General features: G+C 71.8%; 23 protein-coding genes. 17 read left to right on the plus strand and 6 right to left on the minus strand.

Annotated elements, in window-relative coordinates:
• Together ACIRB4_RS14750 and ACIRB4_RS14755 are read right to left on the minus strand one after the other, a co-directional pair.
• The coding region (locus ACIRB4_RS14750; RefSeq protein ID WP_403291254.1) for an acyl-CoA dehydrogenase family protein at window positions 1–746 on the minus strand (746 nt) is incomplete at its 3' end.
• Between the two features lie 151 nt (window positions 747–897).
• Window positions 898–1,848: an RNA polymerase sigma-70 factor gene (locus tag ACIRB4_RS14755; protein WP_403291255.1), complete on the minus strand. Its 951-nt coding sequence runs from the start codon at window positions 1,846–1,848 to the stop codon at window positions 898–900.
• 182 nt (window positions 1,849–2,030) lie between these two features.
• Between ACIRB4_RS14755 and ACIRB4_RS14760 the strand changes: the two genes are divergently transcribed.
• From ACIRB4_RS14760 to ACIRB4_RS14770, 3 genes are all read left to right on the plus strand, one after another.
• On the plus strand, window positions 2,031–2,516 hold the full coding sequence (locus ACIRB4_RS14760; RefSeq protein WP_403291256.1) for a carboxymuconolactone decarboxylase family protein: 486 nt from the start codon (window positions 2,031–2,033) through the stop codon (window positions 2,514–2,516).
• Window positions 2,517–2,582: 66 nt separating this feature from the next.
• Entirely contained in the window at window positions 2,583–2,942 is a 360-nt protein-coding gene (locus tag ACIRB4_RS14765) for a hypothetical protein (protein ID WP_403291258.1), read from the plus strand.
• 195 nt (window positions 2,943–3,137) lie between these two features.
• The gene (locus ACIRB4_RS14770) at window positions 3,138–3,638 is read left to right on the plus strand and encodes a GNAT family N-acetyltransferase (protein ID WP_403291259.1); all 501 of its coding nucleotides are present in this window, start codon (window positions 3,138–3,140) and stop codon (window positions 3,636–3,638) included.
• A 45-nt stretch (window positions 3,639–3,683) separates the two neighbouring features.
• On the opposite strand, the gene ACIRB4_RS14775 is transcribed toward ACIRB4_RS14770, so the two are convergent.
• Entirely contained in the window at window positions 3,684–4,097 is a 414-nt protein-coding gene (locus ACIRB4_RS14775) for an arsenate reductase ArsC (protein ID WP_403291261.1), read from the minus strand.
• 109 nt (window positions 4,098–4,206) lie between these two features.
• On the opposite strand from ACIRB4_RS14775, the gene ACIRB4_RS14780 reads away from it, so the two are divergent.
• Together ACIRB4_RS14780 and arsB are read left to right on the plus strand one after the other, a co-directional pair.
• Window positions 4,207–4,515 carry an ArsR/SmtB family transcription factor gene (locus tag ACIRB4_RS14780; protein WP_403291263.1) on the plus strand — a complete coding sequence of 103 codons (309 nt, stop codon included), beginning with the start codon at window positions 4,207–4,209 and terminating at the stop codon, window positions 4,513–4,515.
• Window positions 4,512–5,609, plus strand: coding sequence for an ACR3 family arsenite efflux transporter (gene arsB / locus ACIRB4_RS14785; RefSeq protein ID WP_403291265.1), 1,098 nt, complete (start codon window positions 4,512–4,514; stop codon window positions 5,607–5,609). The genes ACIRB4_RS14780 and arsB overlap by 4 nt, the downstream gene beginning before the upstream one ends.
• 49 nt (window positions 5,610–5,658) lie before the next feature.
• On the opposite strand, the gene ACIRB4_RS14790 is transcribed toward arsB, so the two are convergent.
• Window positions 5,659–6,024, minus strand: a complete 366-nt coding sequence (locus tag ACIRB4_RS14790) for an ArsR/SmtB family transcription factor (protein WP_403291267.1) — start codon at window positions 6,022–6,024, stop codon at window positions 5,659–5,661.
• A 153-nt stretch (window positions 6,025–6,177) separates the two neighbouring features.
• On the opposite strand from ACIRB4_RS14790, the gene ACIRB4_RS14795 reads away from it, so the two are divergent.
• From ACIRB4_RS14795 to ACIRB4_RS14810, 4 genes are all read left to right on the plus strand, one after another.
• On the plus strand, window positions 6,178–7,545 hold the full coding sequence (locus ACIRB4_RS14795; protein WP_403291269.1) for an NAD(P)-binding domain-containing protein: 1,368 nt from the start codon (window positions 6,178–6,180) through the stop codon (window positions 7,543–7,545).
• Window positions 7,546–7,645: 100 nt separating this feature from the next.
• Entirely contained in the window at window positions 7,646–8,206 is a 561-nt protein-coding gene (locus ACIRB4_RS14800; RefSeq protein WP_403291271.1) for a DM13 domain-containing protein, read from the plus strand.
• A 255-nt stretch (window positions 8,207–8,461) separates the two neighbouring features.
• Window positions 8,462–11,206: a DNRLRE domain-containing protein gene (locus ACIRB4_RS14805; protein WP_403291273.1), complete on the plus strand. Its 2,745-nt coding sequence runs from the start codon at window positions 8,462–8,464 to the stop codon at window positions 11,204–11,206.
• Window positions 11,207–11,240: 34 nt separating this feature from the next.
• Window positions 11,241–11,771 carry a hypothetical protein gene (locus ACIRB4_RS14810; RefSeq protein ID WP_403291275.1) on the plus strand — a complete coding sequence of 177 codons (531 nt, stop codon included), beginning with the start codon at window positions 11,241–11,243 and terminating at the stop codon, window positions 11,769–11,771.
• A 134-nt stretch (window positions 11,772–11,905) separates the two neighbouring features.
• Here the strand turns inward: ACIRB4_RS14810 and rox are convergent, their stop codons facing one another.
• Window positions 11,906–13,342, minus strand: a complete 1,437-nt coding sequence (gene rox / locus ACIRB4_RS14815; RefSeq protein WP_403291834.1) for a rifampin monooxygenase — start codon at window positions 13,340–13,342, stop codon at window positions 11,906–11,908.
• A 233-nt stretch (window positions 13,343–13,575) separates the two neighbouring features.
• On the opposite strand from rox, the gene ACIRB4_RS14820 reads away from it, so the two are divergent.
• Genes ACIRB4_RS14820 through ACIRB4_RS14835 form a run of 4 tightly spaced genes read left to right on the plus strand, consistent with a single transcriptional unit; the run spans window position 13,576 to window position 20,182 of the window.
• The gene (locus ACIRB4_RS14820) at window positions 13,576–13,998 is read left to right on the plus strand and encodes an SseB family protein (RefSeq protein WP_403291277.1); all 423 of its coding nucleotides are present in this window, start codon (window positions 13,576–13,578) and stop codon (window positions 13,996–13,998) included.
• Window positions 13,988–14,638, plus strand: a complete 651-nt coding sequence (locus ACIRB4_RS14825; RefSeq protein ID WP_403291278.1) for a hypothetical protein — start codon at window positions 13,988–13,990, stop codon at window positions 14,636–14,638. The genes ACIRB4_RS14820 and ACIRB4_RS14825 overlap by 11 nt, the downstream gene beginning before the upstream one ends.
• A 2-nt stretch (window positions 14,639–14,640) precedes the next feature.
• A complete protein-coding gene (locus ACIRB4_RS14830) occupies window positions 14,641–19,413 on the plus strand; it encodes a putative T7SS-secreted protein (protein WP_403291280.1) in 4,773 nt (1,590 codons plus the stop codon).
• 13 nt (window positions 19,414–19,426) lie between these two features.
• Window positions 19,427–20,182: a hypothetical protein gene (locus ACIRB4_RS14835; RefSeq protein ID WP_403291282.1), complete on the plus strand. Its 756-nt coding sequence runs from the start codon at window positions 19,427–19,429 to the stop codon at window positions 20,180–20,182.
• 42 nt (window positions 20,183–20,224) lie between these two features.
• Here the strand turns inward: ACIRB4_RS14835 and ACIRB4_RS14840 are convergent, their stop codons facing one another.
• Complete coding sequence (locus ACIRB4_RS14840) at window positions 20,225–22,129, minus strand: rhamnogalacturonan lyase (protein ID WP_403291284.1); 1,905 nt, start codon at window positions 22,127–22,129, stop codon at window positions 20,225–20,227.
• A gap of 453 nt (window positions 22,130–22,582) precedes the next feature.
• Here ACIRB4_RS14840 and ACIRB4_RS14845 point away from each other — a divergent pair, with 453 nt between their 5' ends.
• The 4 genes from ACIRB4_RS14845 to ACIRB4_RS14860 are packed head-to-tail and all read left to right on the plus strand — an operon-like array spanning window position 22,583 to window position 25,298.
• Window positions 22,583–22,693 (plus strand): keywimysin-related RiPP, encoded by a 111-nt coding sequence (locus tag ACIRB4_RS14845; protein ID WP_356565628.1) that lies wholly within the window; start codon window positions 22,583–22,585, stop codon window positions 22,691–22,693.
• Between the two features lie 25 nt (window positions 22,694–22,718).
• On the plus strand, window positions 22,719–24,584 hold the full coding sequence (locus ACIRB4_RS14850) for a lasso peptide isopeptide bond-forming cyclase (protein ID WP_403291286.1): 1,866 nt from the start codon (window positions 22,719–22,721) through the stop codon (window positions 24,582–24,584).
• A gap of 28 nt (window positions 24,585–24,612) precedes the next feature.
• Window positions 24,613–24,867, plus strand: a complete 255-nt coding sequence (locus ACIRB4_RS14855) for a lasso peptide biosynthesis PqqD family chaperone (RefSeq protein WP_403291287.1) — start codon at window positions 24,613–24,615, stop codon at window positions 24,865–24,867.
• Window positions 24,864–25,298, plus strand: coding sequence for a lasso peptide biosynthesis B2 protein (locus ACIRB4_RS14860; RefSeq protein WP_403291288.1), 435 nt, complete (start codon window positions 24,864–24,866; stop codon window positions 25,296–25,298). Before ACIRB4_RS14855 ends, ACIRB4_RS14860 begins: the two co-directional genes overlap by 4 nt.
• Window positions 25,299–25,337: the final 39 nt, after the last annotated feature.

Here is a 25,337-nt window from a genome sequence, read left to right on the forward strand (position 1 = left end):
GTGATCCGGGTGTGGTCCAGGGTCTTCATCGCGGTGGCGAAACCGGTGCCCTCAGCGCCGATCATCCGGTCCGCCGGGATCCGCACGCTGTCCAGGTAGACCTCGCGGGTCGGCGAGCCCTTGATGCCGAGCTTCTTCTCCGGCGCCCCGAACGACACCCCCTCGTCCGACTTCTCCACCACGAACGCCGAGATGCCCTTGGAGCGCTTGTCGGGGTCGGTGACGGCCATCACCGTGTAGAACTCCGACTCCCCGGCGTTGGTGATCCACCGCTTCACCCCGTCCAGGACGTAGAAGTCACCGTCCCGCACCGCCCGGGTCTTCATCCCCGCCGCGTCCGAACCGGCGTCCGGCTCCGACAGGCAGTACGAGAACATCGCCTCGCCCGCGGCGAGCGGACCGAGGTACTTCCGCTTCAGCTCCTCCGACCCCGACAGGATCACCGGCAGCGAACCCAGCTTGTTCACCGCCGGGATCAGCGAGGAACTGCCGCACACCCGCGCGACCTCCTCGATCACGATCACCGTCGCCAGCGCGTCCGCCCCCGCACCCCCGTACACCTCCGGCACATGCACCGCGTGCAGCTCCGCCGCCACCAGCGCGTCCAGCGCCTCCCTCGGGAACCGGCCCTCCTCGTCCACCGCCGCCGCGAACGGCGCGATCTTCGCCTCCGCCAGCGCGCGAACCGTCTCCCGGAGCATGTCGTGCTCCTCCGACGGACGATAAAGGTCGAAGTCCTTGCCCATGATGGTGAGCTCCCCTAAGGCTTGTGGCACTGAGTACCCTCAGCAAAACACACTCAGTGCCATGATGCCAGTGGCCGCCTCACGGGGAACGGCGTGGAGCGGTTCCGGGGGAGCGGGAGCGACGACCTCGTCCCGTCCGAGGCCGCCCGGCTCAGCGGCGCAGGGCGGTCTCCCGGTGCACGCGGGACAGCTTCTCCGGGTTGCGTACGGCGTAGAGGCCGGTGATGAGACCGTCGTCGACGCGCGCCGCCACGACGGTGTCGACCACGCCGTCGAGCCGGATGATCAGCGCAGGCTGGCCGTTGACCTCGGTCGGCCGCAGCGACACCGCGGCGGCGACCTTGCCCAGCCCGCCGATCAGCAGGCGGGCCACCTTGTCCGCTCCCACCACGGGACGCGGGATCGCCTGCTTGACTCCGCCGCCGTCGCCCATGAGGACGACATCCGGGGCGAGGATGTCGAGCAGGCCCTGCAGATCGCCCGTTTCGGTGGCCCGCCGGAACGCGTCGAGCGCGTCGCGGGTCTCGGCCGGGGAGACGCCCCCGCGCGGCCGCCGCGCCGCGACGTGGGCCCGTGCCCGGTGCGCGATCTGGCGGACCGCGGCCGGGCTCTTGCCGACGGCTTCGGCGATCTCGTCGTACCCGACGTCGAACACCTCGCGCAGCACGAACACCGCCCGCTCGGTCGGCGCCAGCGTCTCCAGCACCAGCAGCATCGCCATCGAGACGCTCTCCGCCAGCTCGACGTCCTCGGCCACGTCGGGCGCGGTGAGCAGCGGCTCGGGCAGCCAGGGACCGACGTACGACTCCTTGCGGCGGCCGAGCGTACGCAGCCGGCTCAACGCCTGCCGCGTGGTGATCCGGACGAGGTACGCACGCGGTTCCCGTACCGTGCCGAGATCGACCCCCACCCACCGCAGCCAGGTCTCCTGAAGGACGTCCTCCGCGTCGGCGGCCGAGCCGAGCATCTCGTAGGCGACGGTGAACAGCAGCCTGCGGTGGGCGACGAAGGCCTCGGTGGCGGGGTCCGTACGTCCGCCGTCGACAGGCCGCCCGGCCGTGTCCTGCGCGTGCTCGGTGTGCTCCGTGTGCTCGCTCTCCACCGGCTGCTCCTGTCTGTCCGCTCTCGACGGTGCCACGCGCACGGGACGCCGCTCGGCACGGCTCTGTGACACCCCCGAGCGGTGGCGCAGGTCACACGGCCGCTCCGTCACAGGGAGCGGGCCGCCGGCATCTCGTGTTCGTCCCGTACGACACGTACGACACCACGAGTGAGGACGACGTCATGGAAGCCCGTTTCAGCCTGTTCGAGAACGACATCGCCGCCACGTTCGTCAAGCGGTTCGCCCATGCCGCCCAGGTGATCCACACGTCGCCGCTGCCGGCGTCCACCCAGGAGCTGGTGTCGCTGCGCGCCAGCCAGATCAACGGCTGCGGGCACTGCATCGACATGCACACCAAGGAGGCCGCGGCCGCCGGTGAGACCGCGGTCCGGCTCAACCTGGTCGCCGCATGGCGCGAGTCCACCGTGTTCACCGACGCCGAACAGGCCGCCCTGGCGCTCGCCGAAGAGGGCACCCGGCTCGCCGACGCCCACGAGGGCGTGTCCGACGCGACCTGGGCCCGGGTGCGCGAGCACTACGACGACGACCAGATCGGCGCGCTGGTCGCACTGGTCGCCCTGATCAACGCGGCCAACCGGCTCGCCGTGATCCTGCGCCAGAAGGGGGGTTCGTACGAGCCGGGCATGTTCGCCGCCGCGCTGAACTGACCGGCGGACGAAGTCGGCCGACCGCGCCGCACCGATGCGACCGGCCCTTGAATAGAATCGGCTTCCATGTCGAAGCCTGACGAGTTGCTCGTTGACATCGCCGCCATGGTGGAGTCCGGGCAGAGCAATCAGATGTCCCTGACGGTGGTCGCGGGTGGCGCCGTCATCACCGGTCGATTGGCCCCCGAAGCGGTGTGGCGCCAGCGCGTGTCGGAGGTCCTGACGGATTCGGAGCGCCTGAGCGAGTTCTCCGGGGTCTTCCGTACGTCCGACGAGAAGGGCGAGCCGCCCAGGCATCTGCACTTCCACGTCGCCCGGATCCTGCAGGGCCCCGTGGGGATCCCCGAGACCGGGGGGATGTACCGCGTCTCGATCGATGAGGTCAGCGCGTGGACGGTGGGCGACTTCAGCTACTCCGACCAGTGAGCCACGACTAGGGCCTGTCCGGCCCTAGGGAGTGTCCGGAAAGTATCGCCGTCCGCCCGGAGGGCGTCGCGGACCAGGCGAGACTTTCCGGACACGACCTAGGACCGCATCGGACGACACGTGGGGGCCGGCCGGCGTACGCCAGGCCGGCCCCCCACGCCGTCGAGCCATCGGCCCGCAGAGAGGGGGCGCCCGATGGGTGCCGAGTTCGCCGTGACCCGCATGACCGCCGAGCATGCCGAGCGGGTGCTGGAGATCTATCAGGCAGGCATCGACGAGGGGAACGCCACCTTCGAGACCACCGCCCCCACCTGGGCCGAGTTCGACGCGGCGAAGTCGCCCGAGCATCGCTTCACCGCCGTGGACGGTGACGGTCGGGTCCTCGGCTGGGTCGCGGCCTGCCCGGTCTCCGACCGGTGCGCGTACGCGGGCGTCGTCGAGCACTCCGTGTACGTGGACTCCGCCGCCCGGGGCCGTGGTGTCGCCTCCGCGCTGCTGAAGGCGCTGGTCGACTCCACCGAGGCCGCCGGGATCTGGACCATCCAGTCCGGAATCTTCCCGGAGAACACGGCCAGTCTCGCCGTGCATGAGCGCGCCGGGTTCCGCGTCATCGGCACCCGCGAACGGATCGGACGCCACCACGGCCGCTGGCGCGACACCGTCCTCGTCGAACGGCGCAGCCCGCTGATCGGCTAGGCGCGTCCACTCCCCAGGGGCGTCCTGCCGATCAGGCCGGGCCGCTCACGCGGGCCTCGCCGGGGCGATCTCCTCGATCAGGCCCTCGACGAGCGTCTTGATCCGGTCGCGGATCGGGCGGACCGCCTCGACGCCCTGGCCGGCCGGATCCTCCAGGGTCCAGTCGAGGTAGCGCTTGCCCGGGAAGACGGGGCAGGTGTCGCCGCAGCCCATCGTGATGCAGACGTCCGACGCCTCGACCGCGTCGACCGTGAGGACCTTCGGCGTCTCGGCCGACATGTCGATCCCGACCTCGCGCATCGCCTCGACCGCCGCCGGGTTCACCCGGTCGGCCGGGGCGGAGCCGGCCGAGCGCACCTCGACGCGGTCCCCGGCCAGGTGCGAGAGCCAGGCGGCGGCCATCTGCGAACGGCCGGCGTTGTGGACGCAGACGAACAGGACGGAGGGCTTCTCGGGCATCGGAGGTCTCTCTTGTCGCACGGCCTGGCGAGGAGGGTGAGGGAAGCCGGACGCCTGTCGTATCAGCATCCGTTGGTGCCATTCACCGCTGATGTGACAGTATCAGTCCATGCTGACGTCAGTCGACACTGAACTGATCCGGGTCCTCGGCGACCCTCTGCGGCTCCGGATCGTGACCCTGCTCGCCCGCGAGACGCTCTGCACCACCCATCTGGTGGAGGAGACGGGTGCCAGGCAGACCAACCTCTCGAACCATCTGCGCGTGCTGCGCGAGGCCGGTGTCGTCGAGACCGAGCCCTGTGGGCGCTTCACGTACTACAGGCTCCGCCCCGACGTCATCGCCCGCCTCGCCGGCCAGTTCGCCGACCTGGCCGAGTCCGCTCGTACCGCCGCCGAGAACAAGAGGGCCTGCCCGTGACCCCCACCCAAGCGCCCGCGCCCGCCGAGGAGTCCTCGGTCGTCGCGAGACTGTCGACGCTCGACCGCTTCCTCGCCGTCTGGATCCTGCTGGCCATGGGTCTGGGTCTCGGCCTGGGGCGGCTGATCCCCGGTCTGGACGACGCCCTCGCCAAGGTCGAGATCGGCGGGATCTCCCTCCCCATCGCGGCCGGCCTGCTGATCATGATGTACCCGGTCCTCGCGAAGGTCCGCTACGACAAGCTCGACGCCGTCACCGGCGACCGCAAGCTGATGATCGCCTCGCTGGTCATCAACTGGATCCTGGGGCCGGCGATCATGTTCGCCCTGGCCTGGATCTTCCTGCCCGACCTGCCGGAGTACCGCACCGGCCTGATCATCGTCGGGCTCGCCCGCTGCATCGCCATGGTCGTCATCTGGAACGACCTGGCCTGCGGCGACCGTGAGGCGGCCGCGGTGCTCGTCGCGCTGAACTCCGTCTTCCAGGTCATCGCCTTCGGCCTGCTGGGCTGGTTCTACCTCGACCTGCTGCCCGGCTGGCTCGGCCTCGGCGAGGGCGAGCGCCTCGACATCTCCATGTGGGAGATCGCGCTGAACGTCGTCATCTTCCTCGGCGTCCCGCTGGTGGCCGGCTTCCTGACCCGCCGGATCGGTGAGCGCAAGCTCGGCCGCGAGTCGTACGAGTCGACGTTCCTGCCGAAGATCGGCCCCTGGGCCCTCTACGGCCTGCTCTTCACGATCGTGATCCTCTTCGCGCTCCAGGGCGGGACGATCACCTCCCAGCCCCTCGACGTGGTCCGGATCGCGCTGCCGCTGCTGGTCTACTTCGCGGTGATGTGGTTCGGCACCTTCCTGCTGGGCAAGGCGATCGGTCTGGCCTACGACCGCACCGCCACGCTCGCCTTCACGGCCGCCGGCAACAACTTCGAGCTGGCCATCGCCGTCGCCATCGCCACCTTCGGCGTCACCAGCGGCCAGGCCCTCTCCGGCGTCGTCGGCCCGCTCATCGAGGTGCCCGTCCTGGTCGCGCTGGTGTACGTGTCGCTGGCCTGGCGGAAGAAGTTCACGGCGGCCGCCGGGCGCGCGGTCGCGTGACCCCGCCCCGCGATGCCGTCGTGCGCGGCGGCGGCGCCGGGCAGGGGTGTCAGCCCGTGGCCGCCTTGGTCAGGAGCCGGCCCATCGCGGCGAGGACGGACGGCTCGACGCGGTAGTAGACCCACGTACCGCGGCGCTCCGAGGAGAGCAGGCCGGCCTCCTTGAGCTTCTTCAAGTGGTGGGAGACGGTCGGCTGGGAGACGCCGACGTCGGAGATGTCGCACACGCACGCCTCTCCGCCCTCGTGGGAGGCCACGGCGGAGAAGAGCCGCAGACGGACGGGGTCACCGAGGGCCTTGAACATCTTCGCGGTCCGGTCGGCCTCGTCCGAGGACAGGGGGCGCTCGGTCAGGGGCGGGCAGCACGGCTCGGCGAGCTCCGGCTCCAGCAGCGGCAGCACCTTCGCATTCGACATGTGTCTATGTTGACATATGTCGAATCAGGGGCTCCCGCTCGGTTCTGATTCCCGCTCTGATTCGATGAATGTCTATGTTGACGGACGTCGAAGCAGGTGCCATGCTGGCCGCAGAAGACATCGACATACGTCGAATCAACTAGGGGAGTCATCGTGTCCGAGCCACTCGTCGAGGCCGCCGCCCTGCCCACCGTGGTCATCGGAGCCGGCCCTATCGGCCTCGCGGCCGCCGCCCGGCTCGTCGAGCGCGGCATCGAACCCCTGGTCCTGGAAGCCGGCCCGAGCGCCGGAACGGCCGTACGGGAGTGGGCGCACGTACGGCTCTTCTCGACCTGGGCCGAGCTGACCGATCCGTCCGCCGAGAAGCTCCTCGCCCCCACCGGCTGGGTGCAGCCCGACGGTGCCACCTACCCGTCCGGCGGCGACTGGGCCGCCCGCTACCTCCAGCCGCTCGCCGACGTCCTCGGTGCCAAGGTCCGCTACGGCGCCCGCGTGACAGGCGTGTCCCGCGCCGGCCGCGACCGCGTCGTCGACGCCGACCGGGAGCGGCAGCCCTTCACCGTCCATGTGCGGTACGCGGACGGCCGCGAGGAGCGCCTGTTCGCCCGCGCCGTCATCGACGCCTCCGGGACCTGGTCCACCCCGAACCCGCTCGGCGGCGACGGGCTGCCCGCCCTCGGCGAGCGCGCGGCGGCCGACCGCGTCTCCTACCGCGTGCCGGACCTCGGCGATCCGGCGGTCAGGGCCCGTTACGCCGGCCGGCGCACCGCCGTCGTGGGCACCGGCGCCTCCGCGTTCACCGCGCTCGCGCTCCTCGCCGACCTCGCCGAGGAGGACGGCGACACCCACGCCGTCTGGATCCTGCGGCGCGGAATCGGCGGCTCCACCTTCGGTGGCGGCGAGGCCGACCAGTTGCCCGCCCGAGGCGCCCTCGGCCTGCGCGCCAAGGCCGCCGTCAACACCGGCCGCGCGTCCGCCGTCACCGGCTTCCGTACAGCCGCCGTCGAGCGCGACGGCGACCGGCTCGTCCTGGTCGCCGAGGACGGCCGCCGACTCGACCCCGTCGACGAGGTCATCGTCCTGACCGGCCTGCGCCCCGACCTCTCCTTCGTCTCAGAGCTGCGCCTCGCCCTCGACGAGCGCCTCCAGGCGCCGGTCGGGCTCGCCCCGCTCATCGACCCCAACCAGCACTCCTGCGGCACCGTCTATCCGCACGGCGTCAAGGAGCTCTCCCACCCGGAACGGGACGTCTACCTGGTCGGCATGAAGTCCTACGGCCGCGCGCCGACGTTCCTCGCCATGACCGGCTACGAGCAGGTCCGCTCGATCGCCGCCGCGCTGGCGGGTGACCAGGAAGCCGCCGAACGCGTGGAGTTGACCCTCCCCGAGACCGGTGTGTGCGGGGGAGCGGGCCTCTTCGACGAGCCCGAGGCCGACTCGGGCGCCGGCGGCGGCTGCTGCGCCGCCCCGGGCACGCTCCAGATCGGCGTCGGTGCCCCGGCCGCCTCCGGCGGCTGCTGACCGCGTTCCGGGATCCGGCCGCCACTCCCATGAGCCGCGAGGGACAGGGATACTCCTGTGGAACGGGCCTGGAGAAGGCCCTGGAGGAAGGGGGCGCACCATGGATCGCGTGGCGAAGAAGAAGCTCACCGCCGGACTCTCGGTCGTCGTACTGGCCGTGATCGCCTTCGGGCTCGTGTGGTTCAAGCCCTGGGCGCTCTGGGTCGACGAGACGGTGCGCGAGGAGCTCCCCTCGGCGGCGGCCACCGAGGCGCCGGCTCCCGCCCCACCCGGAGGGACCCCGACCCCCTCCGCCGCCCCGTCCGGGCCGCGGACCCTCGCCGAGGGCCGACTGATCAGCCACGAGCACGCCACCAGCGGGTCGGTGAGACTCGTACGGCTGGAGGGCGGCACGCACACCCTGCGCATCGAGGGCCTGGACACGAGCAACGGCCCGGACCTGCGCGTCTGGCTCACCGACGCGCCGGTGAAGCCGGGGGAGGCCGGCTGGCACGTCTTCGACGACGGCGAGTACGTCAGCCTCGGCAAGCTCAAGGGGAACAAGGGCGACCAGAACTACGCGCTGCCCGCCGGGGTGGACTGGAGCGCGTACACCAGCGTCAGCATCTGGTGCGACCGCTTCAACGTCTCCTTCGGAGCGGCTGAGTTGGTCCGGACCTGACGCACCATTGCCTGCGGAGTTCCCCATTCCGCGGTCGCGATGATCACGTTGCCGCGGCGAGAAAGACCATGGACAGTGGAAGTGGATCATTGGAGGCTTGCGCGCGTCTGTTCCCCGCTCTTGATCACAAGGAGTCGACAGCGTGCATAGATCCACCGGCCGGTCCGATGGACCGGCCGCAGGGGGCGGCGGCTCGCCCTCCCTCTGGCCCTGATCCTCCTCGCCGAGACGGGCGCCGCCCTCTCGATGGCTCCCGTGGCGACCGCGACGGTCCCCGCCTCCCCGACCACCCTCGCGCGGTCGGCCGCCTCCGGCAGCGCCGCGGACCGCGAGGCGACGAACGCCCGCCTCACCGCCCAGGCGCAGGGTCGGCGCATCGAGGTCATCGGCGCCCGCACCGAGAACACGACGCTGTGGGCGAACCCCGACGGCACCATGTCGGTCGAGTCGTTCGCGGGCCCGGTCCGGTACCGCGAGAACGGCGAGTGGGTCGCGGTCGACGTGTCCCTCGTCAAGAACCGTGACGGTTCCATCCGCTCCAAGGCCCACCCCCGCGGCCTGACCCTCGCCGGGCCCAGGGCCGCCGCCGGCGGCGACCTCGTCACCCTGGGGCGCGGCGAGCACGCCGTCTCCCTCGGCTGGCCAGGAGCGCTGCCCGAGCCCGAACTGGACGGCCACCGGGCCACGTACGAGAACGTCATGCCCGCCACGGACCTGGTCGTCGAAGCGACCAGGACCGGCTTCGAGCAGTACCTCGTCGTCAAGGACCGGGCGGCCGCCGAACGCGCGGCGACCTTCACGCTGCCCGTCCGCGCGAAGGGCCTCAAGGCGAGCCAGAAGGCCGACGAGACCCTCACCCTCACCGACGCCAGGACCGGTAGGACGGTCGGCCATGCCCCGACGCCGTTCATGTGGGACGCCTCCGCCGACGAGGCGGGCAGGGAAGGCGCCCAGCGGGCCCGCGTCGATCTCGACCTGCGCCAGCGGACCGGGGGTTTCGACCTGAAGGTCAGCGCCGACAAGGACTTCCTGGCCGACAAGGACACGAAGTACCCCGTCACCATCGACCCCGCGGTCTACTTCGGCACCAACTTCGACACCTTCGTCCGCAACGGCGAGACTGTCGACTTCTCCGGCAACGCCGGCCTCAACGTCGGCCGGGAATGGCAGAAGAGCGAGGCGCGGTCCTTCATCAACTTCCCGCGCGACGCCTCGGTCACCGGCCAGGACATCCTCAACGCCGAGCTCAACCTCTACGCCACCTGGTCGGATTCCTGCGAGGCCCGCTCCTGGGAGATCTGGGACACCGGCACCGCCTCCGCCACCACCCGCTGGAGCAGCCAGCCCGCCTGGCGCTCCAAGGTCACGACGTCGACGCAGACCCACGGCCACACCGACTGCGGCACGCGCTGGATCTCCGAGGACATCACCCCGCTCGTCAAGCAGTGGTCCACGACCAGCCGTACGGTCGACACCATCGGCCTGCGCGCCACCGACGAGACCGACTACAAGGCGTTCAAGATCTTCGCCTCGGCGGACGCGCCGCAGGCCCCGTCGATCCTCGTGACGTACGAGACCCCGGCCGACCCGGTCAAGGACCACGTCGTCTACTGGAACGACGTCCTTCTGGCGACCTACCGCCAGGTCGGCGGCGCGCCCGGCCCGCTCGCGCGCGCCGGCGCGATGATGCACGGCGCGATCTACGACGCCGCCAACTCCGCCCGCTGCGCCGAAGGCACCACCAAATGCCTGGGCGCCGCCTACCTCGTCAAGGCCACGGCCACCAACGGGGCCGTGCCGGACGTCAACAGCGCCATCGACCACGCCGCCTTCGACGTCCTGAGGTCGGTCTACCCGGAGCACGACTTCGACGACGAGATAGCCACGGCGCGCTCGACGATCCCCGCCGCCGTCACCTCCGCCCAGCGCGCGGCGGGCACGGAGGTCGGTCAGAAGGCCGCCGCCGCGATGATCGCCGCCCGGCAGAACGACGGCTCCGCCACGGCCGCCCCGTACACGGGAAGCACCGCCCCCGGATACTGGCGCCCCACCGGCACCGGGAACGGGGCCACCCCCGAGTGGGGCAGGGTCAAGCCGTTCGGCATGGCCTCCAGCACCCAGTTCCGGCCCGCCGGGCCCGCCGACCACACGCTGATGAGCAGCCTGCTCCCCAGTCAGGCCTACGCGGACCAGGTCAACGACGTCAAGAGCCTCGGCGGCGCGGCCTCCACCACCCGGACCGCGGACCAGAGCGAGGCCGCACTGTTCTGGGCCAACGACCTCGACGGCACCTACAAGCCGCCGGGCCAGCTCTTCGACCACACCCAGATCCTCTCCCGTCAGCACGGTCTGACGGTCGCGGGCAACGCGAAGCTCTTCGCCCTCACCGCGTTCGCGATGGCGGACGCCTCGGTGGTCGCGTGGGACATGAAGTACCAGACCGACATCGACCTGTGGCGTCCGGAGAGCGCCATCCGGCTCGACGGCGATGGCAACGCGCGCACCACCGCGGACCCGAACTGGCAGCCGCTGTCCCAGGACCGCAACGGCAACCACTTCAGCCCCGCCTTCCCCGCCTACGTGTCAGGCCACGCGACCTTCGCCGGCGCCTGGGCGAAGGCCACGCAGGACTGGTTCGGCACCGACCGGATCACCTGGACGGCGACCACCGAGGACCCCAACGCCGTCGGCGTGACCCGCACCTACTCCACGATCTCGGCCGCCGCGACGGAGAACGCCGTGGGCCGCGTCTGGCTGGGCGTCCACTACCGCTGGGACGGCACCGACGGCGTCACGGCGGGCACCGAGGCCGCCGAGTACATCTCGGCGAACCGCCTCAAGCCCAACACCGCCGCGAGCTGGACCAAGTACGAGGACCTGCACAACCTCGCCGGCTGCCAGGAGGTCGGCAAGCGGCTCGTCGCCGAACACCGCTGGACCTCCTACCAGTGCACCCAGATCCAGTTCCCCGATCCCGACCACACGCTCTACGTCAAGTAGCCGGCCCATGAGGAAGAGAGACACAGTCATGCGTGTGCGTAACAGGACCCGCAAGGGCACCGGGCGCGCGGCGGTGGCACTGGTCGCGGCCCTCGCGGCCGGCGCCGTCGCCGCCCCCCTGGCCCTCGCCGCCGCGTCGGCGGAACCCGCGGCCGAGGCCGCCGACGCAGGCCCGAACGACCTGCTGCTGCCCACCCCGGAGGTGCCCCGCATCTCCGACAGCGCCTACGCGGGCTTCCAGATCTGCGGCAGCCCCCAGGGCGACCCCCTGGTCACCAGCGGTTCACCGACCCTCACCGCCACCCTGGAATCGGTCGCTCCCCCCGGTACGGTCGAGACCGGCGAGCCCGGCCCGCGACGCAAGGTCGTCTTCGAGGTCGACACCGCCGCCGGCGCGCGGGTCGTACGCAAGCAGCTCACCAGCGACACCAGCCACGACGCGGCCTACCAACTCCCGGAAGGGAAGCTGACGGACGGCGACTACCGCTGGCGGATGCGCGTGAAGGACGGCGGCACGGTCTCGGAGTGGACGGCGTGGTGCGCCTTCACGGTCAAGCGCGCCTGAGAGGCACCATGACGCCGCCCTAGGCGTCGACGAACGGCTCCCGAGAGCGCGTACGAGAGTGGCCCGCCCGGCAAAGGCGGGCCACTTCTCCGTACGGCCACCGGCCCCGGCCCTGCCAGGCTCGGGCCGCGAGCTCAGCCGGTGGCGGCGCCGAACCACCTGGACAGGTGGCCGAGCAGCTCCTCCTGGTCGTCGCCCACCCAGGCCACATGGCCGTCCGGCCGCAGCAGCACCGCCGGGACGTCGAACTCCGCACTCTCGTCGGCGACATGGTCGACCCGGTCCGCCCAGCCCGCCACCGACAGCAGGCCGGTCCGGTCGAGCAGCAGCCCGCGCCCACCGCGCATCAGCTCGTAGAGGCGGCGCCCGCGCTTCAGCTCCACGTCCCGCATCCGACGGCCCAGCAGTTCATGGCCCTCGCCGAAGTCGTAGCGGACGTCGAGCGCGGTAATCATCCCGGTCACGTACCGGTTCACCTCCTCGAAGTCCATCAGCCTCGCGAACAGCTCCCGCAGCGCCGTCGCCCCCGGATCGGTCCCCATCAGAGCGATCTGCGCGCGGGTGTTGTCCAGCACGGCGGCGGCCACCGGGTGCCGTTCGGCGTGGTAGCTGTCGAGCAGGCCCTCCGGCGCCCAGCCGTCGACCTCCGCGGCCAGCTTCCAGCCGAGGTTGAACGCGTCCTGGACGCCGAGGTTGAGACCTTGCCCGCCGGTCGGCGGGTGGATGTGCGCCGCGTCACCGGCCAGCAGCACCCGGCCGACGCGGTAGCGCTCGGCCTGCCGTGTGGCGTCGCCGAACCGGGACAGCCAGCGCGGCGAGTGCACCCCGAAGTCGGTGCCCGCGTGGGCCCGCAGCTGCCGCTTGAAGTCGTCGAGGGTCGGCTCGGTCGCACGGTCCTCCGCCACCCCGTCGGCGGGCACGACGACGCGGCACACCCCGTCCTCGCCGGGGGTGACGCCGAACCGCAGGTGCGTCCTGCGGACGTCCTCGACGACGGCGGCGATCGTCGCCGGATCCGCGGTCACCTCCATCTCGCCGAGGAGCGTCTCGACCGTGGCGGGCTCACCGGGGAAACCGACGCCGAGCAGTCCGCGCACCGTACTGCGGCCGCCGTCGCACCCGACGACGTACCGCGCACGCAGCCGTGTGCCGTCCGCCAGCTCGACCGTCACCCCGTCCTCGTCGGTGGACTGGCTCAGCCCGACCACCTCGCAGCCGCGCCGGATCTCGGTTCCGAGCTCCCGCGCACGCTCGTCGAGCAACCGCTCGGTGACCGGTTGCGGGGCGGCGACGCCGTACGGGTGCGCCGTGTCCAGCCGCTCCGGCCACGGCTTCATGATGCCGCCGAACAGACCGCCGACCTGGAACTTCTCGCTGACCGCGAGGAAACGGCCGAGCAGGCCGCGCTGGTCCATCACCTCGACGCTGCGCGCGTGCAGGCCCTGCCCCCGTGACTGCCTGGTCGGCTCGGCCGACTTCTCCAGCACGACCACCCGCACCTCGTGCAGCCGCAGTTCGGCGGCCAGCATCAAGCCGGTCGGTCCGCCGCCGACCACGATCACGTCCATCATCGACAACACGCCCATTCCATGCAGGTTCTCGCCTTGGGCCGATCATTCTGCGGCCGCACCAGGGCCTTGCCGCAAGGCCCCCCGTGCGCTATAAGTTGAGAGTGGCAAGGAGTCGGTGACCTCCTTGCCCTTCGTCTTTTCCGGGCCCGCGGACACCGGTATGAGAACCGTCCCCTCCCTCGCGCGCGTCCTGCTCTACGGTGCCAACAGTCACCTACGGCCAGGGAGGTACCGTGCAGCAACCGAAGGCGGCGCTCGCCGAGCGCATCGCCGAGCGGAGAGCGGGAGGCGACGACCCCCGCGCTCTGGTCGGCGAGATGCGACGCTCCATCCTTCTGGTGCCGGTGGCCGACGGCGGTCTCTGGTCGGTCCGCGCCGGCGGGGTGCGATGGATCTGCGGGTTCACCGACGAGGCCGCACTCGCCAGGTTCGCCCTGCACCACGGGCCCGGTGACCAGCCCATGGACTACGCGGCGCTGCTGGGCGCCCGGATCGTCGACGAGATCGTGCCCACCCTCGGCGAGCCCGCCGGGCTCGCCGTCGACATCGCCACCGAGCACGGGTCGATGTTCTTCCCGCCGGTCGCCGGCATCGTTCCGGACGCGGCCGCGGTCGACGCCGGTGAGACGGTTCAGGAGCGCGGTCATGGGCGGTGAAGGCATGGACCTGCAGCTCGACAAGGATTCCGTCGCCAAGTTCACCCGCGGCGTGGGTGCGACCATCGACCAGCTCGGCGACCTCGGCGGTGCCACCGGTTCGGTGATGGGAAAGGGCTTCTCCGAGCTGGCGATCACCGGCATGGAGGCCGGGCACCACGGCCTGTCGGTCGACTTCGAGGACTTCTGCGAGCGCTGGGAGTGGGGCGTACGCGCCCTGGTACGGGACGCCAGCACGCTCGCGAACCAGCTCGGCCTGGCGGCGGGCACCACATGGGAGCACGACCAGTACATCGCGGGCACCCTCAAGGTGGGCGCCAACGCGGTGTTCGGCGGCAACCCGCACGCCAGCGAGGAAGAGATCACCAAGCAGAACTGGGGCGACATCTTCACCCCGGACTCCCTGGATCCGGACTGGAGCCCCGAGTCGTTCGAGAAGGCCGGCCAGGACATGGCGCAGACCTGGAAGGACACCGGCCGCACCGTGCTCACCGAAGGCCAGGGCGGGCAGCGGTCGCAGATCCTCAACGAGGCGCTCGGCATCTCCGACGAACAGTGGAACCGGGCACTGGACGACAGCTTCGGCCCGTCGCCGGAGGAACGCGCGAAACAGCAGCAGGGCGACTCCGGGGGTAACTGACAGTGGGTATCGGCGACTTCATCAGCGACATCACGCCGGACGTGGTCGAGGACGCGGTCGAGGACGGCGTCGAGTGGGTGGGCAACCGGGTCGAGGACGTCGGCAACTGGACCGCCGACCGGCTGGACGACGTCGGCTGGCAGTCCGGCGCCGACTGGGTGCGCGAGCAGTCCCGCTCGGTCGCCAACCGCATGGGCGCCGAGGTCGACGAGATGGACCTCGGCCAGACCGAGGACAAGACCAAGCTGATCTACGGCAGCGCGAGCAAGATCAACGCCACCGCCACCAAACTCCGCGCCTTTCAGACGGCCTTCGACGACACCGGCGACGGACTCAAGGGCCTCGACTCCTCCCGGCTCAAGGGCGAGACGGCCGACGCGCTGCGCACCGCGGTGAGCACCCAGCCGCCCAAGTGGTACGCCGCCGCCGACGCCTGCGCCAAGGCGGTCGGCGCGCTGGAGGCGTTCGCCGACACCGTCACCTGGGCGCAGGGACAGGCGCAGGCGGCCATCGACAAGTGGAAGGAGGGCGTCAAAGCCTCCGAGAACGCCGCCGACGCCCACCGCAAGAAGGTCGACGACTACAACAGCGCCGTCGACCGCTACAACGCCCAGCCCGCCGACAAGCGCGACCCGGCCTCGCTCCCGCCCAGGCCCGCGGCGACGTTCGAGGACCCCGGCACGAAGCTGATGAAGGAGGCCCAGGACATCCTCGCCGAGGCGCGCAAGCAGCGGAACTCGGCGGCGGAGAACGCGCGCACCCTGGTGCGGGCCGCCCGCGACATGGCCCCGCAGAAGCCCTCGTACGCCGAACAGGCCGGCGACGGGCTCCAGGAGCTGCAGATCATGGGCGACCACGTCGGCGGCGGCCTGATCAAGGGCACGGCGGGGCTGCTCAACTTCGTCCGCAGCGTCAACCCCCTCGACCCGTACAACATCACGCACCCGGCCGAGTACGCCACGTCCCTCAACAGCCTGGCCGCCGGTCTGGTGGTCGCCGTCAACGACCCCGTCGGCACCGGCAGCCAGATGGTCAAGGACTTCATGAAGGACCCGGCCGAGGGCTTCGGCCGGCTCATCCCCGACCTCGCGCTGACCGCGGCCACCGCCGGCGGCGGCGCCGCCGTGAAGGGCGTGCGCATCGGCGCGGACGCCGCCGACGCCGCACGGGCGCGCAATCTGCTCGACAACGACCCGGACGGCTCCCGCAACACCTCCGACGGCGACCGCGACGCCGGTGGCGACCCGGTGGACCTCGCCACCGGCCACATGTACCTGCCCCAGACCGACGTCGAACTGCCCGGCATCCTGCCGCTCGTCTTCACCCGCCGCACCGAGTCCGGCTGCGCGCTCGGCCGCTTCCTCGGGACCGCCTGGACCTCCACCGTCGACGAGCGCCTGGAGATCGACGCCGTCGGCGTCCTCCACGTCACCGCCGAGGGGCTCCTGATCCCGTACCCCCACCCGGCCCCCGGCGCGCCCACCCCGCCGGAATCGGGCCGGGCCCGTACCCTGCTGGCCCGGGACGCCGACGGCGACTACACCGTCACCGCCCTCGACAGCGGCCTGGTCTTCCACTTCACCGCCCCGCCCGGCAGCGAACCGGGAGGCGACGGCGTCGCCTGGCTGTCCGGCGTCACCGAACGCAACGGCCACACCCTCACCGTCGACCGCGACGAGAACGGGCTGCCGCTGGCCCTCGTCCACTCGGCGGGCCACCGGCTGCGACTGTCCGCCACCGACGGCCTGATCACCGCCCTGACCCTGGCCGGCGCCGGCGAGGACGGCGCGGACCTGCCCCTGATGAGCTACGGCTACCAGGACGGCGACCTCACCACGGTCACCAAGCCGTCCGGCGCCACGACCACCTTCCTCTACGACGACCGCCGCCGCGTCATCGCCTGGATCGACTCCAACGGAAGCCGCTACGACTACGTCTACGACGACCGTGACCGCGTCGTGGCGGAGGGCGGCGAGGCCGGCCACGTCCACATCACCCTCACGTACACCGAACCCCACCCCACGACGGGCCACCACACCACCACGGTCACCACCGCCGAGGGGCACGCGACCCGCCACCTCTACGGCCCGGGCTGCCGCCTGCTCGCCATCACCGACCCGCTCGGCCACACCACCCGGTTCACCCACGACCCGCGGGGCAACCTCCTGACCCGTACCGACCCGCTGGGCCTCACCACCACCTTCTCCTACGACGAGGAGGGCCGGCTCGTCGCCGCCGTCCGCCCCGACGGAAGCGAACTGCGCACCGTACGCGGCCCGTTCGGGCTTCCGGTGGAGGTCGTGGACGCGGACGGCGCCCGCCTGGTCCACGAGTACGACGAACACGGCAACCGCACCGCCGTGACCGACCAGGCCGGCGCCACCACCCGCTACACCTACGACCACGCCGGCCGGCTCACCTCGGTCACCGACGCCCTCGGCGCCACGACACGCGTGGTGTGCGACGCGGCGGGACTGCCCGTGGAGGTGACCGACCCGGCCGGCGCCACCACCCGCACCGAGCGGGACGGCCTCGGCAGACCGGTCCGCGTCACCGATCCGCTGGGCGGCGTCACCCTCCTGGAGTGGGACGCCGACGGGCAGCTCGCCCGGCGCACCGGCCCGGACGGCGCCACGGAGTCGTGGACCTACGACGGCGAGGGCAACCTGCTCACCCGTACCGACGCCTCGGGCGGCGTCTCCCGCTTCGAGTACACCCACTTCGACCTGCCGGTCGCCCGCACCCGGCCCGACGGCGGCCGCTACGAGTTCGAGCACGACGCCGAGCTGCGCCTCACCCGCGTCACCAACCCGCAGGGCCTGACCTGGACGTACGCGTACGACTCCGCCGGAAACGTCGTCTCCGAGACCGACTTCGACGGACGCGTCCTCACCTACCGGGTGGACGCCGCGGGCCGGCTCGCCGCCCGCGTCGACGCCCTCGGCGGAACCATCTCGTTCGAACGTGACGAGCTCGGCCAGGTGGTCCGCAAGGACGTCGACGGCCGGATGACGTCCTACGCCTACGACCGGGCCGGACGCCTGCTGGAGGCGGCAGGACCCGACGGGGAGCTCCGCTACCAGTACGACCGCCGCGGACAGGTCAAGGCGGAGATGGTGGACGGCCGTCCGCTCACCTACGCCTACGACGACCTCGGCCGCCGCAGGCGCCGCACCACACCGACCGGCCACGTCACCTCGTACGCCTACGGCGCCGACGGACGGCCCCTCCGGCTGACCACCGGTGGTCAGCAGGTCGACTTCACCCACGACGCCGCGGGTCGCGAACTCGCCCGCGTCTTCGGCGACGCGCTCACCGTGACCTCCGCCTGGGACGCGGCCGGACGGCTCGCCGCGCAGCACATCACCGCCGGCGCCCGCACCGTCAACAGCCGCGCCTACGCCTACCGCGCCGACGGCCATCTGACCTCCGTCGCGGACCGCCTGTCGGGCAGCCGCACCTTCGACCTCGACCGGGCGGGACGGGTCACCGCCGTCCACGCGCACGGCTGGACGGAGCGGTACGCCTACGACGACGCGGGCAACCAGAGCTCGGCCTCCTGGCCGGACCACCACCCCGGCAGCGAGGCCACCGGAGCACGCGCCTACACCGGCACCACCATCACCCGGGCCGGAGGGGTCCGCTTCGAGCACGACGCCCTCGGCCGGGTCGTCCTGCGGCAGAAGACCCGCCTCTCCCGCAAGCCCGACACCTGGCGCTACACGTGGGACACGGAGAACCGCCTCACCTCCGTCACCACCCCCGACGGCACCCGCTGGAGGTACCGCTACGACCCCCTGGGCCGCCGCACCGCGAAACAGCGCCTGGCCGCCGACGGCGAGAGCGTGGTGGAGGAGGTCCGCTTCACCTGGGACGGTCTCACCCTCTGCGAACAGACCAGCCACCGGCCGGACGCGCCGAACACGGTCGCCCTCACCTGGGACCACCGCGACGCCGCCCCGCTGGCCCAGACCGAGCGCATCCTCACCGCCGACGACCGCCAGGAGGAGATCGACCGCCGGTTCTTCGCCATCGCCACCGACCTCGTCGGCACGCCCACCGAACTGATCGACGAGTCCGGCGACATCGCGTGGCACTCCCGGACCACGCTGTGGGGCACCACCGCCTGGGCCCGTGACAGCAGCGCCTACACCCCCCTCCGCTTCCCCGGCCAGTACTACGACCCCGAGACCGGTCTCCACTACAACTACCTCCGCCACTACGACCCCGAGACCGGCCGCTACACCTCCCCGGACCCCCTCGGCCTCGCTCCCGCGCCGAATCCCGTCGGCTACGTCGACAACCCGTACAGCGCGTGCGACCCGCTGGGTCTCATGCCCAAGTACACGAAGGAGGAGAAGGCGCAGATGGCCCGGGAGAAGGCCATCCAGACCACCGACGAGGTCATCGAGAGAGCGCAGGGCGGCCGGATGAGGAAGGACGGCGACTACCACGGCGACACCCGGCACGGCTTCAGCGACGAACGGGTCATGGAGATCCTCAAGAACCCGGACGCGGTCTACCACTCGACGGCGAACAGCGGAAACCTGATCTTCCGGCAGGGCGAGGACGTCGTGGTGACCAGGGGCGGCGGCGCCGGAGCAGGCAACGCCATCACGGCGTACGGCCCCTCCGGAATCAAGGGCGATTCGGGCGCGAAGGCGCTGGGCGGCCTGCCCACCGACCCCGGCGGGCCGATTACCCACACCGACGTGGTGGAGGGCAGGATTCCTGCCAAGAACGGCTACATGGCTCCGGCCGTACAGATCCGATGAGGCGGCATCCACCATGAGACTCACCCTCGACGGCGACTGGCACGCGACGGTGACGGACGACCCGCTGCGCGTCACTCCGCGCTTCGGCGACCAGAGCACGCGCGTGCTCGTCGCGCCGTACTCGGACGCGGAGGAACGCGAGCGGTTCCTGACGGACACGTTCGGCAGCTCGGACTGGCTGTGGGACACCCCCGACGAACTCCGCTTCGAGCAGACCGACCGGCGACTGGTCGGCGTCAGGCTGCAGTTGCCGGACGAGTCGGCTCCGGCCGAGGACCGCGCCCGCGTGCCCGCCTCACCCGCCGTCCGCCCGGGCGGGCTCCGCGCGGACGAGGCCCGGGACTTCCGCCTGGAGGTCACCACGGTGCTCTGCTGCGCGCCCGAGGCCGCCGAGCTGACGTGTCTGCGCGACCTCGACGTCCTCGACGAGCCGCTGGAGGCCCGCGTCGGCATCGCCCCGGACGTGGCGCTCCTCGTCCAGGCCGGCACGGTCGTCGGCTGGAGCCTGACCGACCCGGCCCGGTACCTGACCACGGGGTACGCCGCCCCCGACCCGACCCCGCCGTCCCGGTCCACCCGGCTGCTGCTCGCCGAATGCCTGGACCTGATCACCGTCCCGGTACGCCACGGGATCATGGATCGGGACCCGGCCGCCCTGGCCCGCCTGCGGGCGGCCGACCAAGCCCTGCGCGACCAGCGCGAGGACCGTCGGCGCGCCGACGCGCTGCTCGCGATCATCGCCAACCTGGTGGAGGATTACGGGAGCTGACGGGGGCGGCGGGGCGCAGGCCTCTCGCCGCTTCTCGTTCCGCTACCTCGTGCCGAGGTAGTAACTCACCTGCGGCGGCTGGTTGTAGCCGGTGTTCTGCCAGGCCACTCCGAGCCGGTAGACCGGGTCGTGCATCAGGGTCGGCAGCCGGAACGGGGTCGGGTGCGGAGTGGTGTAGAGGCGCAGCGCCGTGGAGTCGCTGTTGCGCCAGATCATCTCCTCGCGCCAGTCGCCGAGGAGGTCGGCGGAGAGCGCCGGGTTGCCCTTGGTCCAGTTGCTGGAGCGGGCGTCCTGGTCGTACCAGAGGCGGGTCAGCTCCGTGGAGCCGTTGTACTTGAGGATCTGGCCGTAGCCGGAGCCCGCCGTGCCCGACCAGCGGTGGTCGAGGAGTTCACGGTTGGCGTCCCCGTCCCACCAGATCGCCGAGTTGTACGACGCGCCGCCACCGAAGCCCGGGACGGCGTCGCTGATGTGCGTACCGTCGGCGGCGTACAGCCCGCCCCCGCTGGACCAGCACTCGGCGCCCGCGTGAGCGTCGGTGAGGTCGGCGCAGATGCCGCGCCCGACGTCCGTGCCGGTCCTCCGGCCCCACAGGACCTCGCCGGTCCGCGCGTCGTGCATCTCGAAGCCGTACGCCGAGCCGGTGCTCTCGTGCACGTTGAACGCCTCGAGGCCGGGGCGGGCCGGGTTCAGGTCGCCGACGTGCAGCGCGTCGCCATGGCCCAGCCGGGTGGTCCACAGCCCGGCGCCGTTGTCGTCCACGGCCATGGCGCCGTAGATGATCTCGTCCCTGCCGTCCGCGTCGACGTCCGCCACGGCGAGGTTGTGGTTGCCCTGCCGGTCGAAGCCCTTGCCCGCGTTGGTGGAGGAGTTGGTGTCGAACTTCCATCGGCGGACCAGGTCGGTGCCGTTCCAGTCGTACGCGGCGATCGCGATCCGCTCGTAGATGCCGCGACTGAAGATCATGCTGGGTGTCGAGCCGTTGACGTACGCGGTGGCGGACAGCAGCCGCCCCTCCCGGTTGCCCCAGGTGTCGCCCCAGTCGGCGACCGAGCCGCGGGCCGGCTCGAAGGGCACGGAGTCCATGACCCGGCCCGTCTGACCGTTGAACACCGACAGGTACTCGGGGCCGCTGATCACCGCGCAGTTGGCGGCGAGATGGGAGGCGCCCGCGTCGCCGATGACGGTCCCGACGGAGTCCCTCGACCCGTCGGAGGTGCGGACGGCCATCTCGGCCCTGCCGTCGCCGTCGTAGTCGTACACCTGAAAGGAGTCGTAGTGCGAGCCGCTGCGCACATTGGTGCCCAGGTCCACGCGCCACAGGCGGGTGCCGTTCAGCTCGTACGCGTCGAAGACCGTCGGCCCGGTGCAGGTACCGGAGTTGGCCACGTCGGTGGCGTTGGAGGGCACCCATTTGAGGACGAGTTCGTAGGCGCCGTCCCCGTCGAGATCGCCCACGCTCGCGTCGTTGGCGGAGTAGGTGTAGGCGACGCCGTCACGGGTGGTGCCGCCCGGCGGCTTCCGCAGCGGGATGTCGAGCCGGCCGGAGGCCCAGACGCCGGCCTTCTGTCCCGGCTGCTCCGTACCGCCCACGACGGCGCGGATCTCGTACGAGGAGGAGGTGCTGCCGCCGGTGTCGAGGAAGTTGGTCCTCGTGGTCTCGGAGACGAGGGTCCCGGCCCGGTAGAGCCTGAAGGAGACACCGGACGGGTCGTTGCCGAGCATGCGCCAGGTGACGAGGACGCCGCCGCTCGCGGGCACGGCGACGAGCCCCCGGTCGAGCCGTTCGGCGACACGGGCGGCGGCCAGTGCCCGGGCCCCGGGCTCCTCGGCCGCGGACGCCGACGGGTTGAGAGCCAGGAGGCCGCCGGTCCCGGCGAGCACGGCGGCGAGGAACGCTCCGGCGAGCCTGCCTGGGCGGTGGAAGGAGTGGCGTGATGGGGACATCGCTCGACCTCGTTGTGTGGGGGGAGAGGGGCAACCGCACCCGGTGGTCGCCGCCGATACCCCGTGAGGTTGCCGGTCCGTCAGCAGTGGGCGGCAGTGTTATCCGGCCATTCCGGCTGGGGGGCGGCGCCGGGGAACGAGCGGCGGCAGGAGCGTTGTGCGCCCCCGCGGCTCCGTCGCACAGCCATCGGCGTACGCCCGTGGCAAAGTCGGCTGTATATTGCCGGCTTCGCAGGTCGGAACGTTCAGCCATTCCCGGCCGACACACCACATGTCAAAAGTTTCGCATTCGACTATCCACACGGCCCGCAGGGGAGAATTCGGCCACATTCGCAATGTGCGTATATTCGTATTTCTTTGAGTTGCCTTGTGAAGCCTTCCCCGATGCGCATAGCTAGTGCGTACACCGCTTCCTCCGGAGGCGGTCGTGACACCCGCAAGCGAGGAGAAGACATGAAGAAGGCATACGAAGCGCCGACGCTCGCCAAGCTCGGGACGTTCCGGAAGAAGACCGGGCTCCTGCAGCGCTCCGGCAACGACCGGCTCATCCTGAGCAAGAACTGACGACCGACGGTTCTGACCCGACGTCATGACCGAACCGCACGAGAGTGCGGGGACGGGCCCCGGCGACGCGCACTTCGCGGTCTTCACCGACCGCGAGGACGCGGCCGCCGTGGCCCGTTCCCTCTCCCGCCCCGGAACGCGCGTCCTCACGTACGCCTCGGGCCGGCCCTGGCTGGTGGGTCAGTGGCACGCCCAGGACATCGTGACCGCGCGCGCCGGCCACGCCGCCCTCGCCGTCATCGGCTGCTGCCCCGTCGACGCCGCGGAGCTGCGGCGCCGTGCCGGGCGACTGGCCGACCTCACCGAACTCGACGCACTGGCGCGCACCCTGCCCGGGAGCTTCCATCTCGTCGGCGCGCTCGACGGACAGCTCAGGGTGCAGGGCACCGCGTCCGGACTCCGGCTGGTGTTCCACGCCTCCCTCGGTGGAGTGCGGGTGGCCGCCAGCCGCGCCGACGTACTCGCCGCCGCTCTCGGTGCCGAACCGGACCCGGAGCAAGTGGCCGTCCGGCTGCTCTGGCCCGTCCCTCACCCGCTCGCCGAGGCGCCCATGTGGCAGGGCGTCACCGCCGTACCCCCGCAGGACGCGCTGATCGTCGCCGCCGACGGCCGGAGCGTGCGCCACTCGCGCTGGTGGACCCCGCCCGAGCCCGTACGGACGCTGGCCGAGGGCGCGCCCGCCGTCCGGGAAGCGCTGGCCACGGCGGTGGACGCCCGCACGAGGCAGGGCGGCGTCGTCAGCTGCGACCTGTCCGGCGGCCTGGACTCCACCTCCCTCTGCTTCCTCGCGGACCGCTCACCGGCCCGGGTGGTGGCGAGCACCTGGCCGGGGCGCGATCCCGCCGACACCGATCTGTACTGGGCCGAACAGGCCGCGCGCTCCTTGCCGGACGTCGAGCACGTCGTCTGGGACGCCGACGCCTCCCCGCTGGTCTACAGCGATCTGCTGGCCATCGACGACCTGCTGGACGAACCCACCATCGGCGTCATGGACCGCTCCCGCGTCCTGCACCATCTGCCGGGCATGGCCGAGCGGGGCAGCCGGCTGCATCTGACGGGCATCGGCGGCGACCATGTGGCCTGGTGCTCCGAGGCGTACTACCACCGGCTGGCCCGCACCCGCCCCCTGTTCGCCCTGCGGCAGCTGCGCGGCTTCCGCGCCCTGTGGCAGTGGCCCCTGGGCGGCACCGTCCGCGCGCTGGCCGACTCCCGGCCGTACGGGACATGGCTCGCCGACTCCAGCGGCCACCTGCGCGCCCCGCTGCCCGCGACCGTCAGCACCAGCCTCGGCTGGGGCATGCCGCCGCGCCTCTTCGACTGGGTCACTCCGGACGCCGAGCGGACGGCCCGGCGGGCGCTGCGCGAGGCGGCCGGGACCGCCGTCCCGCTCCACCCGGACCGCGGCCTGCACGCCGATCTCGACCAGATCCGCTCCTGCACCCGGATCATCCGCCAGTGGGACCGGATGGCGGCCCGGGCCGGCGTGCCGATGGCCTCACCGTTCCTCGACGACCGCGTCATCGAGGCGTGCCTCGCGGTCCGCCCGAGCGAGCGCGTCACGCCCTGGCAGTACAAGCCCCTCCTGACCGCGGCCATGAGCGGGATCGTCCCCGAGACCTGCCTGCGGCGCACCAACAAGGCCGCCGCCTCCATGGACGCCTCCAACGGGCTGCGGGAACACCGCGCCGATCTGCTGGCGCTGTGGGAGGACTCGCGGCTGGAACAGCTGGGTCTGGTCGACGGCAAGGCTCTGCGCCGCCTCGCCCAGCGGCCCGCCACACCCGAACTGCGCGAGGCGATCCTCTACTCGACCATCGCCGCCGAAGTGTGGCTCCGCGGCCTCTCCGGCCGCGCGACAACAGCCCGCACCGGTACGCCGAACGGTCCCTGAACTCCACCACACGGAAGGTAGGCACACCATGGCATTGCGGTTCAGCGCCGACGTCTCCACGGCGGACACCGACTACGGCACGGTCCTCCTCGACGAACGCGCGGGGGAGTACTGGGAGTTGAACCCCAGCGGTTCGCTGGTGGTCAGGACGCTCATGGCGGGCGGTGACGAAGCGGACGCGGTCGCCGCGCTCGTCGGCGAGTTCGAGATCGACCTCGCCCAGGCGAGCCGGGACGTCGAGGCCCTCGTCCAGCGACTGCGGATCTCGGGGCTGGCCGAATGACGACCCCCAGCGCCCTGGAGCGGCCCACCGGAGTCCCCTTCACCCGCCGCCTCGCCGCCCGTCTCGTCCTGCTCCCCGCGCTCGCGCTCTCGCTCCTGCCGCCCCGCCGTATCCGTGCCGTGCTCGGCTTCCTGCGCCGCGGCGCCACCCCTGCCACCGCCGCGCAGGCCGCCGCCGCCCGCGGCGCCATGTGCGCGGTGAGCCTGCGCTGCGCCGGCCCCAAGGGCTGCCTTCCCCGCTCCCTGGGAGCCGCGCTGCTGTGCCGTCTGTCGGGGACCTGGCCGACCTGGTGCACGGGCGTGCGCGTGGTCCCGCCGTTCACCGCCCACGCCTGGATCGAGGCGGACGGCCGCCCCGTCGACGAGGGCGTACCCGACGACTACTTCACCCGCCTGATCACGATCGGTCCCCGGAGCGGACGGGGCCGCTGACCCGCAACACCTCTCCGCCGCGAGCGAAGTCGCCCGCTC

Origin of the sequence: Streptomyces sp. NPDC093600, from assembly GCF_044764755.1 — a bacterium.
GTDB lineage: Bacteria > Actinomycetota > Actinomycetes > Streptomycetales > Streptomycetaceae > Streptomyces.